Below are 15,934 nucleotides of genomic sequence, written 5' to 3'. Positions count from 1 at the left end.
CGACTCTTCAGTTACCGCGATCGCGGCCGCTGCTGACTTCTTCAGGGACCGGCTCGTTTGCCATGCGCTTGCGGAACAGCGCCGCCCGCGCCAGCAACAGCGTGGTTACCGGTACGGTGATCGACAGCAGGATCGGAATCAGCCAGGCGTGCAGCACCGGTGCTTCCTTGAGCCAGGAAAAGTAGATGATCGAGGCCAGTGCCACGCACCAGGCACCAATGGTCGAGGCCAGTGCCGGCGGGTGCATGCGCTGGAAGTAGTCCTTCAGGCGCAACAGGCCAACGGCACCGATCAGGGCGAACAGGCTGCCGGTCAGCAGCAGCGCGGCGGTAACCAGCTCTAGCCAGAAGGGGAGTTGCAGGGTTTCAGTCATTCGATCACCTCACCGCGCAGCAGGAACTTGGCCAGGGCAAACGAGCCAACGAAACCGAACAGCGCAATCAGCAGGGCACCTTCGAAGTAGGTGTCACTGGCATAACGGATTCCCAGCACCAGCATGGTCAGCATGGCCAGGATGTACAGGTAGTCCAGTGCCAGCACCCGGTCCTGGGCGGACGGGCCGCGGAACAGCCGGATCAGCGCCAGGGCCATGGCCAGGGCGAAGATGAACAGGCTGGCGAGGACAGCATTGGCGAGCAGGCCTGTCATTGGAAAATCTCCATCAGCGGGCGTTCGTAGGTGTCCTTGAAGTGCTGGATGAAAGCCGCCTCATCGCCCAGGTCGAACACATGCAGCAGCAATACGCTGCGGTCCAGCGCCAGTTCGGACCAGACCGTGCCGGGCACCACCGTGGTAATCATCGACAGCGCCGCCAGGCCATGCGGGTCGCGCAGGGCCAGCGGGATGTGCACGAACGCCGAGCGTGGCGGCTGCTTTCCGGCACGCAGCACGCCACGGGCAACCAGCAGGTTGGACATGATCACATCGATGCCGACCCGGCCAATCAGCCGGGCGATGGCCAGCGGCCGTCGCACATGGGCATGCTGCGGGCGCAGCGGCGCCATCAGCAGCGGCGCCAGCACGCCGAGCGCGGCAGCCAGCAGCAGGTTGCCGGGGCTGACCGAAAGGTTCAGCAACAGCCACAGGCCGAACAGTGAAACCGATAACAGCGGTGCGGGGAACAGTCGATTCATGGCTGCACCTGTACGTCGAGCGAGGTGGGGCCAGGAACCGGCCGGGCGGCCATCACGGCTTCGATATAGGCGTCGGGGGCCTGCAGGCTGGCGGCGGTGTCCTGGGTGTAGCGCAGCAGCGGTTCGGCCTTGAGGCTGAGGATGATGCACAGGCTTAGCAGGATGACGATGGGCAGGCATTCATAGCGGCGCAGCACCGGCGACGGGCGCTCCTCCGGCTTCCAGAAACGCTGGATGCCGACGCGGCCGAAGGCGATCAGCGAGGCCATGCCAGAGAGGATCAACAGCGCCACCAGGCCCCAGCCCGCCGTGCCCAGCGGTTGCTCGGGAGGCACGCCCAACCCCTGTGGGTTGAACAACGCGCTGATCAGGTTGAGCTTGCCGACAAAGCCGGACAGCGGCGGCATGCCGATGATCAGCAGGGCGCAGGCGATGAAGCTGAGGCCGAGGAAGGCCATGGTCCACGGGATGATCTGGCCGATCACCACCTTTTGCTCATCGTCGAGGTTGATGCCCTTGGGCGGGTGCAGTGACTCCAGCGGTGGCGGCATGGCGCCTTCTTCGTCCTCAAGTGGCGCTTCGTTGGCCGAACGCGAACGTTCGACCAACTCGGCGAGCAAGAACAGCGCGCACAGCGCCAAGGTCGAGTTGACCAGGTAGAACAGGGCCGCACCGGTCAGCGCCGACTGAGCAAAACCGACGGCGCCGAGCAGGGTGCCGGCCGAGACCAGGATGCTGAGGGCAGCCATGCGCTCCAGGCGCTGCGCGGCCAGGATCGATACCGCCGCCACCGCCAGGGTGACCAGGCCACCGTACACCAGCCATTCACCACCGAAATGCGCCGAGGCCCCGGCCTGCCCGGAGAACAGCAGTGTCCACAGGCGCAGCACCGCATACAGGCCGACCTTGGTCATGATGGCGAACAGTGCCGCCACCGGCGCGCTGGCCGAGGCATAGGCCGGCACCAGCCAGAAGTTCAACGGCCAGATGCCGGCCTTGACCAGGAAGGCCATGGCCAGGATCGCCGCGCCAGCGTGCAACAGGCCACGGTCGGCCTCCGGTACCAGCGGAATCTTCAGTGCCAGGTCGGCCATGTTCAGGGTGCCGGTCACGCCATACAGCATCGCTGCGCCGACCAGGAACAGCGACGAGGCGAACAGGTTGATGGCAATGTAGTGCAGGCCGGCACGCACCCTGGCGCGGCCCGAGCCATGCAGCAGCAGGCCATAGGAAGCGGCCAGCAGCACTTCGAAGAACACGAACAGGTTGAACAGGTCGGCGGTGAGGAAGGCGCCGTACAGGCCCATCAGCTGGATCTGGAACAGCGCGTGGAAGCTGGCCCCGGCACCGTCCCAGCGGGCGCGGGCAAACAGCAGGGCGCTGAAACCGATGATGCCGGTGAGGGTCAGCAGCAGGGCCGACAGGTGGTCGACCACCAGCACGATGCCGAACGGCGCTGGCCAGTTGCCCGGCAGGTAGACACCGATCGATTCCGCCTGGCCCTGGGTGCGCACCCACTGCAGCAGGCTGACCGCGATGGCCAGGCCGGCGAAGGTCGACAGCAGGTTCAGCCGGGCCTTGATCTGCCGGTGTTTCTCGCCCAGCAGCAACATCACTGCCGCCGTCACCAGCGGCAGCAGGATGGGCGCGATGATCAGTTGGCTCATGCCACTCATTCGTCACGCTCCCGGCCATCCACGTGGTCGGTACCGGTCAGGCCGCGCGATGCCAGCAACACCACCAGGAACAGCGCGGTCATGGCGAAGCTGATGACGATGGCGGTGAGCACCAGGGCCTGCGGCAGCGGGTCGGTATAGTGCAGCAGGTCCTGTGGCACGCCGTCCTTGATGATCGGTTCCTTGCCGATGAACAGGCTACCCATGCTGAAGATGAACAGGTTGACCCCGTACGACAGCAGGCACAGGCCCATGATCACCTGATAGGTTCGCGGGCGCAGGATCAGCCACACCCCCGAGGCGGCCAGGACGCCGATGGCAACTGCAATCACTTCTTCCATCAGGCGGCTCCTGCTTGGCTGGTTTTCGCCGGGTTGCCCGGGCGGTAGGCGCGCACCGACTGGTGCGCCAGGGCAGTGAGGATCAGCAGGGTCGAGCCGACCACCACGGTGAACACGCCGACATCGAAGAACAGCGCGCTGGCCACGTGCACATCACCGAGCAACGGCAGGTGCAGGTGGGCGGTATGGGTGGTGAGGAACGGGTAGCCCAGCAGCATGGCACCCACCCCGGTCAGGGTTGCGCACAGTAGCCCGGTGCCCATCCAGCGCAGCGGGCGCAGGCTCATCTGCGCCTCGACCCACTGGGTGCCGGCCACCATGTACTGCAGGATGAACGCCACCGACATCACCAGGCCGGCGACAAAGCCGCCACCGGGCTGGTTGTGGCCGCGCATGAACAGGTACATCGACACCAGCAGGGCGATTGGCAGCAGCAGGCGCACCAGTACCGCGGGCACCATCATGAAGCCCAGGGCGGTGTCGGTGGCATGCCGCGGGTTGATCAGGTCGGTGACCACGTCGGGTGCCAGCTGGCGCTGCTGCGCCGGCAGTTGCATGCTTTCCTTCGGCGGGCGGAAGCGCCGCAACAGGGCGAACACGGTCAACGCCACGGCCACCAGCACGGTAATTTCACCAAGGGTATCGAAGCCACGGAAGTCGACCAGCATGACGTTGACCACGTTGGTGCCACCGCCCTGGGGCAGCGCCCGGCTCAGGTAGAACGAGGAAATGTCGTTGGGTGTCGGCCGGGTCAGCATGGCGTAGGACAGCACGGCCATGCCGCCACCTACCAGCACCGCCAGCAGCAGGTCGCGCAGGCGGCGCATGCGCGCGCGCTCCAGGCTGCCCGGAAGTGGTGATACGCCTTCGATCCGCCGCGGCAGCCAGCGCAGGCCGAGCAGGATCAGCACGGTGGTGACCACTTCCACGACCAGTTGGGTCAGGGCCAGGTCGGGTGCGGAGAACCAGACGAAGGTGATGCAGGTCATCAGGCCGCAGACGCTGACCATGATCAATGCCGCCAAGCGGTGATACTTGGCCTGGTAGGCGGCGCCGATGGCGCAGGCAATGGCGATCAGCCACAGCGCGACGAACACGCCCGAGCCCGGAATCTTCGGCCGGTCGCCCCAGCTCAGGCCGCTGTAGAGCATAGGCGTGAGGCCGGCGAGGAAGGCGGCGAGCACCAGCATGAACAGCTGCGACTGCAGGCGGCGGCTGGTGAGCAGACGCTCGATGCGCCGGGCCAGCAGCATCAGCTGCACCTGGCCGTGTTCGAACAGGCGCTTGCCGTTGAAGCGCTCGATCACCGGCGGGTAGGGGAAGCGGCCCAGGCGCAGCTGCTTGCGCAGCAACAGGTACAGCACGATACCGCCGCTCATGGCCACCAGGCTCATGATCAGCGGCGCGTTCCAGCCATGCCAGATGGCCAGGCTGTATTCCGGCAGGGTGCCGCCTACCACCGGCAGGGCGGCGGCAGCCAGCAGCGGGCCGACCGACTGGGCAGGGAAGATGCCCACCACCAGGCAGGTGAGCACCAGCAGTTCGACCGGCGCACGCATCCAGCGTGGCGGCTCGTGGGGGGTATGCGGGAGGTCTTGCGCAGTGGGGCCGAAGAACACATCGACGGTGAAGCGCAGGGCATAGGCCACGCTGAAGGTGCCGGCCAGGGTGGCGATCACCGGCAGCGTGGCTTCGACCCAGGCAGTGGAGCTGATGAACACCGTTTCGGCGAAGAACATTTCCTTGGACAGGAAGCCGTTCATCAACGGCACGCCGGCCATCGAGGCGCTGGCCACCATGGCCAGGGTGGCGGTGTATGGCACCAGGCGGATCAGCCCGCTGAGGCGGCGGATGTCACGGGTGCCGCTTTCGTGGTCGATGATGCCGGCGGCCATGAACAACGAGGCCTTGAAGGTGGCGTGGTTGAGAATGTGGAACACCGCGGCGACGGCAGCCAGCGGGCTGTTCAGGCCCAGCAGCAGGGTAATCAGGCCCAGGTGGCTGATGGTCGAGTACGCCAGCAGGCCCTTGAGGTCGTTCTGGAACATGGCGGCGAAGGCGCCGAGCAGCAGGGTGAGGGCGCCGGCACCGCCGACGATCCAGAACCACTCCTCGCTACCCGACAGCACCGGCCATAGCCGCGCCAGCAGGAATACCCCGGCCTTGACCATGGTCGCCGAGTGCAGGTAAGCCGATACCGGGGTGGGGGCCGCCATGGCGTGGGGCAGCCAGAACTGGAAGGGGAATTGTGCGCTCTTGCTCAGGGCGCCGATGAGGATCAGCGGCAGCAGCACCGGGTACAGTGCATGCTGGCGAATGGTGTTGCCGGCAGCCAGGACCTTGTCCAGGTCGTAGCTGCCGACCACATGGCCGAGCAGCAGGGCACCCACCAGCAGGCACAAACCGCCTGCGCCCGTGACCATCAGCGCCATGTAGGCGCCGCGGCGGGCGTCGGCACGGTGGTGCCAGTAGCCGATCAGCAGGAAGGAGAACAGGCTGGTGAGTTCCCAGAAGAACACCAGCTGGATCAGGTTGCCGGAGATCACCAGGCCGAGCATGGCGCCCATGAAGGCGAGGAAGAAGGCGAAGAAGCGCGGTACCGGGTCTTGCGGCGACATGTAGTAGCGAGCATACAGCGACACCAGCGCACCGATGCCCAGCACCAGCAGCGAGAACAGCCAGGCGAAGCCGTCCATGCGCAACACCAGGTTCAGCCCCAGGCTGGGCAGCCAGAGGAACTCTTCGCGAATTACGCCACCGTGGGCAACCTGAGGGTACAGCAGTGCTACCTGGACAGTGCCGACCAGGGCCACGAGCCCGGCGAGAATGGACTCCGCGTTACGTGCGTTGTGCGGCAGCACGGCTGCCAGGCAACTGCCCACGAACGGCAGAAGCAATAGCACTATCAATGACATAGCGTTCTATTCTGGAGAAGTTTGCAAAGAATCATACGTGTCGAGGGGGTGATCACCAACACGCAAGCTGTCGCAGAATCCTACAAACAGGCTGTGACAAGCTGTTTTTTTATAACAGTTTTTTACAAAGCATAGCCGCAGTTGGCGGCTTTACAGGCCGGCCTGGCGTTCGCCTTCATTCTGCACTTCTGGTGTTTCGGTCGCTTCGCGCGGGCGGCGCACCTTGAGTTCGCTGACCACCACCGCGATCACGATCAGCAAGCCACCGAGCAGTGCCACGCCCGGCAGGCGCTCACCGGCGATGCGCCCGACGATCCCGGCCCACACCGGTTCACCGGCATAGATGAGGGTGGCGCGGGTGGGCGAGACCGACTTCTGCGCCCAGTTCATTGCCACCTGGATCACCGCGCTCATGGCGCCCAGGCCCACGGCGCTGGCCAGCAGCAGCCAGGAGAAGTCGGGCAGGCGCTCCTGGGTCGGTACGATCATCAGGAACGCCAGCAGCGAGGCGGTTGCCAGTTGCACCACGGTGACCCGGCGCACATCGACCTGGCCGGCGTAGCGGCTGATCAGGATGATTTCGCCGGCGATGGCCACGGCGCTGACCAAGGTCACCAACTCGCCCTCGCTGAAGTGCAGGCTGCCGCCCTCCGGCCCGGCCAGCAGCATCAGGCCGATGAACGCCAGGCCGATACCGATGCTGGGCATCAGGCCGGGGCGCCGGCCCAGTACCAGCCACTGCAACAGCGGCACGAACGGCACGTACAGTGCGGTGATGAACGCCGACTGGCTGCTGCTGATGGTTTGCAGGCCCATGGTCTGCAGGCCGTAGCCGAGCATGATCGACACGCCGATCAGCATGCCGGCTTTCAGCTCGGTGAAGGTCAGCCCTGGCAGCGCCCGCGCCGAGACCACACCAACGAACAGGGCGGCTGCAGCGAAGCGCAGGCCGACGAAGAACATCGGGCCGCTGACGGTCATCACGTTATGCACCAGCAGGAAGGTGCCGCCCCACAGCATGGTGATGAAAACCAGTACAAGTTCGGCCTTGCTCAGGCGAAAGGTAATGGCAGGGGTCGGCTTGCTGCTGGGCTGGTTCATGGTCTTGCGCACTCGAAGGGGGCGGCGCACAATCGCCGCAAAGTGGGCAGTATACTGCGCAATATCGACCAGTGAGCAATATAGTGCACAATGATTCCTCGCACCGGGCATCGGTGCTGCAACATGTCAGCTTCAATGTACGCAGCCTGCGCAACGCTGCGGGCATGAGCCAGACGGCGCTGGCCGAACGCTCCGGGGTCAGCCGGCGCATGCTGGTGGCGATCGAAGCGGGCGAAAGGAATGTCAGCCTGACCACCCTTGACCTGATTGCCGAAGCCTTGGGCGTGGCTTTCAGTACCCTGATCCAGGCGCCTGACCAGCGCGACCCCGGGCGTATCGAAGAGCTGGCCTGGGCCGGTGAGCACCCGCAGAGCCGGGCGGTGCTGCTGGGCAGCAGTGTGGCGCGACGCGAGGTGGAGCTGTGGGAGTGGACGTTGGCGCCAGGCGAGTGCTATTCCAGCGAGGCTGATGCCGAAGGCTGGAGCGAGCAGATCTACGTAGCGCAAGGGCAACTGACGCTGATTATCGAAGGGGCCGAGCATCGCCTGCAGGTCGGGCAGTTCCATGTGTTTCCCAGCAATTGCCGATATGCGTATCGCAACGATGGGGCGGAGGCGGTGCGGTTTGTGCGCAATGTGGTGATTTGAGGTAGCCGGTTTTGGGGCTGCTGCGCAGCCCATCGCGACGCAAGGCCGCTCCCACAGGTGCCGCGCAAATCTGATGTCTGGCACGGTACCTGTGGGAGCGGCCTTGCGTCGCGATGGGGCGCAAAGCGCCCCCAAATTCCACTGATCAGCTATTCAGCAACTCATCGGTCCTGACCACCTTGGCATAGGCAAACGCCAACGCTGCCATCACTGAATCATGCACCTGCGCCGCCGGCACCCGCTTGCCATCGAACTCCAGTGGCAGGGTGGCACAGGCATCGTGCGCCACGGTCACGTCATAACCCAGGTCGGCCGCGGCGCGGGTGGCGGCGTCAACGCACATGTGGCTCATGCTGCCGACGATGGTCAGGGCTTCGACGCCATGCCGGTCCAGCGTGTGCTCAAGGTCTGTGCCGAGGAAGGCGTTGACCTTGTGCTTGAGGACCACTGGCTCGCCCGCCACCGGCTCGACCTTGGCGTGGATGGCCGCACCCTGCGAGCCTGGCGCGAAGAACGGCGCATCGGCGCTGTCGAACTCATGGCGCACATGCACTACCAGATCGCCCCTTTGACGCGCCGCCGCCAGCAGGCGGGCGGCATTGTCAGCCGCCTGCTCGGCGCCATCGAGGGTCCATTTGCCGCCCGGGAAGTAGTCGTTCTGGATGTCGATGATGATCAGCGCCTGCTTGCTCATGCTGCCTCCTGTGGCAGTGGTCGTTGGATGACGTTAGTTATAGGCTGTGCGCACTGACCTGAGGATTGGCGCGAACGACACTATGCGGGCAAAAACTGACAACCCTGCCAGACTGGACATCGGCCTGCTGCTGTACCCCGGTGCGCAACGTGCTGCCGTGCATGGGCTGGCCGACCTGTTCCTGGTGGCCAACCGGGTGGTTGCCGAACTGGGGGCCATCGAGTTGCCAGCGGTGCGTATCAGCTTCTGGCAGGCAGACGAGGCGGGGCAGTTGCAGCCTGCCCCAGAGAGCCCACCTGCCGTCGCGTCCGAGCTGCAGGTACTGATCATTCCGCCGAGCCTGGAGTCGGCACCCCAGGGTGAGCTGCTTGAGCGCCATCGCGCGTCGTTGTGCCAGTTGCACGGGCACGGAACGGTGCTGGCATCGGTGTGCATCGGGGTGTTCTTCATCGCCGCCAGTGGCCTGCTCGACGGGCGCCCGGCCTGTACCCACTGGAACTACGTGCATTCGCTTGCCCAGCGTTTTCCCCGCGTGCGGGTCGAGGCCCAGCAACCGTTGCTGGACGATGGAGACATCGTCACCTCGGCCGGGTTGATGGCCTGGACCGAGCTGGGCTTGCGCTTGCTGGAGCGCTTCATGGGGGCGACGGTGGCGCGGGAAACTGCCCGCTACCTGGCGGTCGATCCGGTCGCGGCGCCGCTGCCCGGTGCCGTGTTCAACCCGCGCCTGGACCATGGCGATGAGGCTGTGCTGAAAGTGCAGCACTGGTTGCAGGGCAACGGAGGGCAGGATGCCGACCTGGCCAGCATGGCCGCATGCGCGGGGCTGGAGGAACGCACCTTCCTGCGGCGTTTTCGTGCTGCCACGGGGCTACGGCCGACCGAGTACTGCCAGCAGGTGAGGGTGGGGCGGGCGTGCCGCTTGCTGGAGTTTACCCGGCGCAATGTCGAGCAGATTGCCTGGGGCGTCGGTTACCAGGACCCGGGTGCGTTTCGCAAGGTGTTTCAGCGCATCACCGGTCTGACCCCGAGTGATTACCGGCGGCGCTTCGCGGTATCGGGTTAGGGCGCGAGGGGCGTTCCCGGGGTGGAAACCACTTGACCTTGACATAACTTGAGGTTTTACCCTGCTCGGCGTCGCGCTGCATGCGTCCGTCGCCAGGAGACCTTTCATGACGGCAACATCTCATCCCCTGTGGTTTACCCAGATGATCGAATATGAAGTGCCCGGCAGGTGCCAGCAGGCGTTGGCTCAGGCGCTGGTGGCGCGCAGCGAAGAGCTGGCCGCGCGCTGCGAAGGCCTGCTGGGTGTCAGCATCCAGGCCAGTGATGATGGCAGCCGGGTGCTGCAGTACCTGCAATGGCAGTCCCGCCAGGCGTGGGCGGCGGCGGCGGTGCTTTTCGTCGAGGAGCCGTTCCTTGAACTGCTTGGCCAGCATCAGGCGCGTAGCGTCAACTTTGCCGCCTACCAGACCCTGCGCAGCCTGGTACGTGGCGCCGATGGCAGCCTGCTTTGCCAGGTGGGTTAGCTTCAGGCATACCAGGGCGCGTAGTGCGGGTAACGGTCCAGGCGCGCGCCAATGACCATTTCGCTGACCCATGCCGCCAGGATCGAGCTGTAGGCTTTCTGGCTCTCTTCGCTGGACAACGCGTGGTCGGCACCGTCGACGATGCGGTGGGTGAGCGAATGGGCACTGACGAATGCCGAGCGGTAGCTCATCAGCGTGCTGTGCGGCACGTAGTCGTCTTGCTCGGACTCTACCAGCAGTACATCACCACCGAACTCGGCACAGGCCGCCAGTGCGCGGTTGTCCCCCGGGCCGAGCGGGCGCTGGCGGTAGGCGTTCAGCCGTTGCCGGTCGAGGGTTTGCTTGGGGAGGTTCCATTCGTCGTCCCAGTACATGGCGGGTACCCGCAAGGCCAGCCATCTGACCGGCCGCTCGCGGGTCAGCAGGGTGGCCAGGTAGCCGCCATAACTGCTGCCGATGATGGCGATGGCACTGGGGTCGACGACCGGGTGGCTCACCAGCCGGTCGTAGGCCACCAGCAGGTCGGTCAGATTCTGTTCGCGTGTCACCGTCAGCCGTTGGCTTTCGGTTTTTTCGTGGCCGCGCAGGTCGAAGGTCATGCACACGCAGCCCAGCCCGGTGATATGCCGGGCACGGGCCAGGTCGCGTTGCTGGCTGCCACCCCAGCCGTGGACGAAGAGGATGCCCGGCATCTTGCTGCCAGGGCTGACCAAGGTGCCGACGATGCTGTCATCCTCGACCTGCAGTTCAACGGTTTCACTCTGAATGGTCATGTTCGCGAATCCGCGCAAATTTGCTGAGTTGTCCCAGTTCACTGTCGTTTCCTTGGTAAAAGAGGGTGGCGTCAGCGGGCAGTTCGGGGGTGCCGAACACTTCATGGGTGGAGGCACGCACCCGTTGCAATGCCGGGTCATCGGCAAACGCCTGCAAGGCCAGCAGCTCGGCACTGCTGGCGCCGCCCAGGCGCCAGGATTGTTCGAGTACGCCGCTGCGCAGGCGACCCAGAGGGTTCATGCCGCGGGCGATGTCGTAGTTGCGTCGTGAGGCGATGAAGCCGGGGAAGTGCTGTTCGGCGGCCTGTTCGTAGGCCATCGCCTGGTTGATGGCCAGGCGCAGCGGCTCGTCCAGCGGCAGTTGCAGCAGTGCCTGGTAGTCACCGCGTACTACCACCAGGTCGGAGCCGCCGTACACTTGCGTGCCCTGATGATCACGGGTCAGTTGCTGGGTGCCGTGATAGCTGCAGGTCAGGCCGGCGACGCGTACCTGGCCGACGCTGAAGGTTTGCACCTCGCTCAGGTCTTCTTCGAGCACCAGCCCCCATAGCGCAAGGTCCTGGTCATCCATGCGGGCCAGCAGTGGTTCCAGTTCATCCACCGTGGTGATGACCTGTTGCCCGCGGCCTGCACAGGCCAGTACCGGCTTGATCCGCAACGGGCCGTCCGCCAGCAACAGCTGTGCGGCGGTGCGCGCATCGGCCTTGCTGAACACGGTGTAGCCGCGTAGCAGGGCGTCGCTGGCTTGCCGGGCGAAGGCATCGGTCCAGCCCGGCGGAAAACTGGCTCCGGCCGGCAGCGGGTGGGAGATTGCCTTGGTCGCCATGTAGGGGTGTGCGACCAGCCCGCCGAACAGGTCTTGCTCGCTGCAGATGCCCAGGGCGGCATGGCGCTTGGGATCGACCAGGGTTTCGGTAGGCAGGTAGTAGTAGCCATCGGCGGCGCCCGGAGGCTGGCTGGGTTGCACGTGCGGGCAGCCCAGCAGGCGGGCCAGGCCATCGGCAAGCTTCAGATGCACGGCATGCTCGTGGTCAGGGGTGTGCGCGCGGGTGTCGAGCAGCACCACGCCGCTTTTAGGGGCGCAGGCATTGGGCATGGTCTTTTGCCTGTGTGTAATGAATGTACTGTGTGTGAAGCCCCTGCTTTGGGGAAGTTCAGCGGAACTTGATCGGTGGTCCTGGCCATGCTGTAGGAAATGTCTGTTTTACGCAGGGCGTGGCGGGCAATGCATGCCGAGTGCCGGTCGCCACGATTGCAGGGCTTGGGCGGCTGTTCCATTATCGGCACACTGGATCAACCGTGATGTAGCCGCAGGAGAGCGCATGAACGTTCAGACCACCCTTGGGCAAAGCGTGCCGCAGCGCCTGGCGCAGGTGCGCCAGGTCATGGCCGCAGAGGGCATCGATGCCTTGCTGGTACCCTCGGCCGACCCCCATCTTTCCGAATACCTGCCCGGTTACTGGCAGGGGCGCCAGTGGCTGTCGGGTTTCCACGGCTCGGTCGGCACGCTGGTGGTCACGGCTGGCTTTGCCGGGTTGTGGGTCGATAGCCGCTACTGGGAACAGGCGGAGCGCGAGTTGGCAGGCAGTGGCATCGAGTTGATGAAGCTGTTGCCGGGCAAGCCTGGCGCGCTGGAGTGGCTGGGCGATCACGTCGAGCCCAATGGCAACGTTGCGGTAGATGGTGCGGTCATGGCCTTGGCTTCGGCGCGCCAGCTGGGTGACCGGCTGAAAGCGCGCGGGGCGCGACTGGTGACTGACAAGGACCTGCTGAGCCAGGTCTGGGAAGGGCGACCGGCACTGCCGGGCAACACGGTCTACCAGCATTTGCCACCGCATGCCACGGTGAGCCGGGCGGAAAAACTGGCGCAGTTGCGCCAGAGCGTGCAGGCCAAGGGCGCCGACTGGCACTTCATCGCCACCCTGGATGACATCGCCTGGCTGTTCAACCTGCGCGGCAGCGATGTGTCCTACAACCCGGTGTTCGTGGCCTTTGCCCTGATCAGCCAGCAGCAGGCGATCCTGTTCGTTGGCCAGGACAAGCTCGATGACCATCTACGCCAGGTGCTGGCGGTCGACGGTATCGAGGTGCGTGACTACGCCGAAGCCGGCAAGGCCCTTGGTGCCATGCCGGCCGGCAGCCGATTGCTGGTCGACCCGGCCCGGGTAACCTGCGGCCTGCTCGACAACCTGCCGGCCGAGGTAGAGTTGGTCGAGGGGCTCAACCCCAGCACCCTGAGCAAGTCGTGCAAAGGTGATGACGATCTGGTGCACATCCGCCAGGTGATGGAGCAGGACGGCGCGGCCCTGTGCGAGTTCTTCGCCTGGCTTGAGGCCAACCTCGGTCGGGAGCGGATTACCGAGCTGACGGTCGACGAGCGGCTGAGTGCCGCGCGAGCCCGCCGCCCAGGCTTCGTGTCACTGAGCTTCTCGACCATTGCCGCCTTCAATGGCAATGGCGCGATGCCGCATTACCGTGCCACCGAGCAGTCGCATGCGGTGATCGAGGGCGATGGTTTGCTGCTGATCGATTCGGGCGGCCAATACCTGGGCGGCACCACCGACATCACCCGCATGGTGCCGGTGGGCAACCCCAGCCTTGCGCAGAAGCAGGATTGCACGCGCGTGCTCAAAGGCATGATCGCCCTGTCGCGCGCCACCTTCCCGCGTGGCGTGCTGTCGCCGTTGCTCGACGCCATTGCCCGGGCACCGATCTGGGCTGACCAAGTGGATTACGGCCACGGTACCGGGCATGGGGTGGGGTACTTCATGAACGTGCACGAGGGGCCGCAAGTCATTGCCTACCAGGCGGCACCCACGCCGCAGACGGCGATGCAGGTGGGCATGATCAGCTCCATCGAGCCGGGTACGTATCGCCCTGGGCAGTGGGGTGTGCGCATCGAGAACCTGGTGGTCAATCGCGAGGCTGGCAAGAGCGCCTTCGGCGACTTTCTGAAGTTCGAGACCCTGACGCTGTGCCCGATCGACACCCGCTGCCTGGTGCCCGAGCTGCTGGCCAGGGAAGAGCTGGACTGGTTGAACGGCTATCACGCCATGGTACGCGAGCGCCTGGCGCCCTTGCTCAAGGGCGAAGCGCTGGCCTGGCTGCAGGCGCGTACTGCGCCGTTGTAAGGCAAATGAAAAGGGCAGCTTGCGAGCTGCCCTTTTCCTACTTGCAGATGACGATCATGCTGCGGCTGGTGTAACCCGCCGGATTGATGCCGAACAAATAGTCACCGGGTTCTTCATCGCTATCGCCCGAGCGTGCAATGACCCGGTAGCCGCGCGTGCTGCAGGAACTCGCGGCCTTGCTGTAGCAGTTGTCCCATGAGGAAGAAAGGCCGGAGCAATTGATATGCAGGCCCTTCTTGCCCCTTTTGACCTCGGTCTTGGCCGTGGCGGCACATCCAGCAATAGCCAAGATGGCCAGGATGAGCAAAATACGTTTCATTCCTGTCCTTAAATGCAGGGCGGATCCGCTGTCTGGCCCCGTCGTTATCGCTTTGGTTCTTCCTGAAATTTCCCCAGCGTCCGTGTTCGGTCCAGTAGATAGCGCAAAGATGATGATTCGGTGACAGCTTAATCAGCGAGGCGGGCCGCTACAATCACTAATCCTGTCTCAAATGAAAATATTTCTCATATCAGTCTGCTGCGACGGCCGGGCTGGGTTCCGTGCGCATGGACAGGGTGGTGCCGACCGACGCAGTAATGATCGCCAGGATAGCCAGCCACTGGGTGAACGTCAGCACCTCGCCCAGGAACAGCAGACCAGACAGTGCACCAAATGCGGGTTCGATGCTCATGAGGGTACCGAAGGTGCGTGCCGGGATGCGCGTGAGGGCAACCATTTCCAGGCTGTAGGGCAGGGCAGTGGACAGCACTGCGACGCCTAGGGCCATGGGGATCAGGGCGGGCGTGAGCAATGCGCTGCCGGCGTGGGCGATACCGATGGGGGCAACGAACAGTGCGGCGACCACGACGCCCAGGGCGGCGCTCTGGATACCGTGCTCGGCCCCGGCGCGCTGGCCGAACAGAATGTACAGCGCCCAGCACACCCCTGCGCCCAGGGCAAAGGCGGCGCCGACCGGGTCGAGGGCCTGCCCGCCATGGCCGGCAGGCAGCAACAGCAGCAGGCCGACGATGGCCAGGGCAATCCACAGGAAGTCGATCGGCCGACGCGAGGAGAAGATCGCCACGGCCAGCGGGCCGGTGAACTCCAGTGCCACGGCAATGCCGATCGGTACTGTTTGCAGAGCCATATAGAAGAGGAAGTTCATGCCACCCAGCGCCATGCCATAGATGATGACGTTGCGCAGGGTGTTGGTGGTCATGCGTACACGCCACGGGCGCAGTATCAGCAGCATGATGATGCTGGCGAAGATCAGGCGCAGGGTGGTGGTGCCTTGGGCGCCGACGAGGGGGAACATGCTTTTCGCCAGGGAGGCACCAGACTGTATCGATGCCATGGCGATGAGCAGCAGGCCGATCGGGAAGAGGGTAGCGGCCAGGCTGCGGGGCTGGGTGTTCATTTCTGTGCGGCGATCCTTGAGTGGGGTTGGGGTGAGCAATATAGTGCGCAATTACGGCGCGTGGGGGCAAGGTGCCCGGCGTTGTTATTTCGGCGCTCGATCTCACAGGCGCAGAAGGTGTTGTGGCGAGCACCTGGCGGCCCTGATGCGGTCTTCTCCAAAAAGATTCTAAATTATTGAAATTAAAGGTTGACCTCCTGAAAAGCCGCCCTATAATGCGCACCACTCCAACACGGTAGCGAAGCAAAGCCAGCCACCCTGTTGAGTCAAGTGTTTGAAGCCAAACGAGTTTCTCGCAAAAAACTTCAAAATAAACGCTTGACAGCAAATGAGGAAAGCGTAGAATGCGCGCCTCGGTTGAGACGAAAAACTCTTAACCAAACGCTCTTTAACAAATCGAATCAAGCAATTCGTGTGGGTGCTTGTGAGTACGGACTGATAGTCACAAAGATTATCAGCATCACAAGTGGCCATGCGAGAAATCACATAGTCATTTGAGATTGCTGAGCCAAGTTTAGGGTTTCTTAAAAACCCAAGCAGTATTGAACTGAAGAGTTTGATCATGGCTCAGATTGAACGCTGGCGGCAGGCCTAACA

The 15,934-nt window shown here is 64.3% G+C and carries 16 protein-coding genes; 4 read left to right on the top strand and 12 right to left on the bottom strand.

From position 1 onward, the window contains the following. Nucleotides 1-7: 7 nt before the first annotated feature. The 7 genes from J5M71_RS08985 to J5M71_RS08955 all read right to left on the bottom strand — a co-directional run bounded on the left by J5M71_RS08985 (nucleotide 8) and on the right by J5M71_RS08955 (nucleotide 7,166). Nucleotides 8-373 carry a Na+/H+ antiporter subunit G gene (locus J5M71_RS08985; RefSeq protein ID WP_063913967.1) on the bottom strand — a complete coding sequence of 122 codons (366 nt, stop codon included), beginning with the start codon at nucleotides 371-373 and terminating at the stop codon, nucleotides 8-10. Then, nucleotides 370-648 carry a K+/H+ antiporter subunit F gene (locus J5M71_RS08980; RefSeq protein WP_003259015.1) on the bottom strand — a complete coding sequence of 93 codons (279 nt, stop codon included), beginning with the start codon at nucleotides 646-648 and terminating at the stop codon, nucleotides 370-372. The genes J5M71_RS08985 and J5M71_RS08980 overlap by 4 nt, the downstream gene beginning before the upstream one ends. Then, nucleotides 645-1,133 (bottom strand): Na+/H+ antiporter subunit E, encoded by a 489-nt coding sequence (locus J5M71_RS08975; protein WP_207831589.1) that lies wholly within the window; start codon nucleotides 1,131-1,133, stop codon nucleotides 645-647. Before J5M71_RS08975 ends, J5M71_RS08980 begins: the two co-directional genes overlap by 4 nt. Further along, nucleotides 1,130-2,809 carry a monovalent cation/H+ antiporter subunit D gene (locus tag J5M71_RS08970; protein WP_207831587.1) on the bottom strand — a complete coding sequence of 560 codons (1,680 nt, stop codon included), beginning with the start codon at nucleotides 2,807-2,809 and terminating at the stop codon, nucleotides 1,130-1,132. The genes J5M71_RS08975 and J5M71_RS08970 overlap by 4 nt, the downstream gene beginning before the upstream one ends. After that, entirely contained in the window at nucleotides 2,806-3,150 is a 345-nt protein-coding gene (locus tag J5M71_RS08965) for a Na+/H+ antiporter subunit C (RefSeq protein ID WP_013971840.1), read from the bottom strand. Before J5M71_RS08965 ends, J5M71_RS08970 begins: the two co-directional genes overlap by 4 nt. After that, nucleotides 3,150-6,065 carry a monovalent cation/H+ antiporter subunit A gene (locus J5M71_RS08960; RefSeq protein ID WP_207831584.1) on the bottom strand — a complete coding sequence of 972 codons (2,916 nt, stop codon included), beginning with the start codon at nucleotides 6,063-6,065 and terminating at the stop codon, nucleotides 3,150-3,152. Before J5M71_RS08960 ends, J5M71_RS08965 begins: the two co-directional genes overlap by 1 nt. Before the next feature lie 150 nt (nucleotides 6,066-6,215). Continuing rightward, nucleotides 6,216-7,166 (bottom strand): DMT family transporter, encoded by a 951-nt coding sequence (locus J5M71_RS08955; protein ID WP_207831582.1) that lies wholly within the window; start codon nucleotides 7,164-7,166, stop codon nucleotides 6,216-6,218. Nucleotides 7,167-7,249: 83 nt separating this feature from the next. On the opposite strand from J5M71_RS08955, the gene J5M71_RS08950 reads away from it, so the two are divergent. Continuing rightward, on the top strand, nucleotides 7,250-7,813 hold the full coding sequence (locus J5M71_RS08950) for an XRE family transcriptional regulator (protein WP_207831580.1): 564 nt from the start codon (nucleotides 7,250-7,252) through the stop codon (nucleotides 7,811-7,813). Between the two features lie 145 nt (nucleotides 7,814-7,958). On the opposite strand, the gene J5M71_RS08945 is transcribed toward J5M71_RS08950, so the two are convergent. Continuing rightward, nucleotides 7,959-8,507: a cysteine hydrolase family protein gene (locus J5M71_RS08945; protein WP_207831578.1), complete on the bottom strand. Its 549-nt coding sequence runs from the start codon at nucleotides 8,505-8,507 to the stop codon at nucleotides 7,959-7,961. A gap of 82 nt (nucleotides 8,508-8,589) precedes the next feature. Here J5M71_RS08945 and J5M71_RS08940 point away from each other — a divergent pair, with 82 nt between their 5' ends. Further along, entirely contained in the window at nucleotides 8,590-9,573 is a 984-nt protein-coding gene (locus J5M71_RS08940) for a helix-turn-helix domain-containing protein (protein ID WP_207831576.1), read from the top strand. A 106-nt stretch (nucleotides 9,574-9,679) separates the two neighbouring features. After that, nucleotides 9,680-10,036: an antibiotic biosynthesis monooxygenase gene (locus tag J5M71_RS08935; RefSeq protein ID WP_207831575.1), complete on the top strand. Its 357-nt coding sequence runs from the start codon at nucleotides 9,680-9,682 to the stop codon at nucleotides 10,034-10,036. Between the two features lie 2 nt (nucleotides 10,037-10,038). On the opposite strand, the gene J5M71_RS08930 is transcribed toward J5M71_RS08935, so the two are convergent. Continuing rightward, complete coding sequence (locus J5M71_RS08930; RefSeq protein ID WP_207831573.1) at nucleotides 10,039-10,809, bottom strand: alpha/beta fold hydrolase; 771 nt, start codon at nucleotides 10,807-10,809, stop codon at nucleotides 10,039-10,041. Beyond that, entirely contained in the window at nucleotides 10,793-11,905 is a 1,113-nt protein-coding gene (locus J5M71_RS08925; protein WP_207831571.1) for a DUF3182 family protein, read from the bottom strand. Before J5M71_RS08925 ends, J5M71_RS08930 begins: the two co-directional genes overlap by 17 nt. Nucleotides 11,906-12,131: 226 nt before the next feature. Here J5M71_RS08925 and J5M71_RS08920 point away from each other — a divergent pair, with 226 nt between their 5' ends. Next, nucleotides 12,132-13,940: an aminopeptidase P family protein gene (locus tag J5M71_RS08920; protein ID WP_207831568.1), complete on the top strand. Its 1,809-nt coding sequence runs from the start codon at nucleotides 12,132-12,134 to the stop codon at nucleotides 13,938-13,940. 37 nt (nucleotides 13,941-13,977) lie between these two features. Here J5M71_RS08920 and J5M71_RS08915 read toward each other — a convergent pair whose 3' ends face one another. Both J5M71_RS08915 and rhtA read right to left on the bottom strand, forming a co-directional pair. Then, nucleotides 13,978-14,259 carry a hypothetical protein gene (locus J5M71_RS08915; protein ID WP_025338390.1) on the bottom strand — a complete coding sequence of 94 codons (282 nt, stop codon included), beginning with the start codon at nucleotides 14,257-14,259 and terminating at the stop codon, nucleotides 13,978-13,980. 190 nt (nucleotides 14,260-14,449) lie between these two features. Continuing rightward, complete coding sequence (gene rhtA / locus J5M71_RS08910) at nucleotides 14,450-15,337, bottom strand: threonine/homoserine exporter RhtA (protein ID WP_207831566.1); 888 nt, start codon at nucleotides 15,335-15,337, stop codon at nucleotides 14,450-14,452. Nucleotides 15,338-15,934 lie beyond the last annotated feature (597 nt).

The sequence above is a fragment of the Pseudomonas sp. 43(2021) genome (assembly GCF_017490805.1).
Taxonomy (GTDB): Bacteria; Pseudomonadota; Gammaproteobacteria; order Pseudomonadales; family Pseudomonadaceae; genus Aquipseudomonas.
Note: the sequence above shows the minus strand (reverse complement) of the source record. Positions and strands in the feature narration are given on the sequence as shown.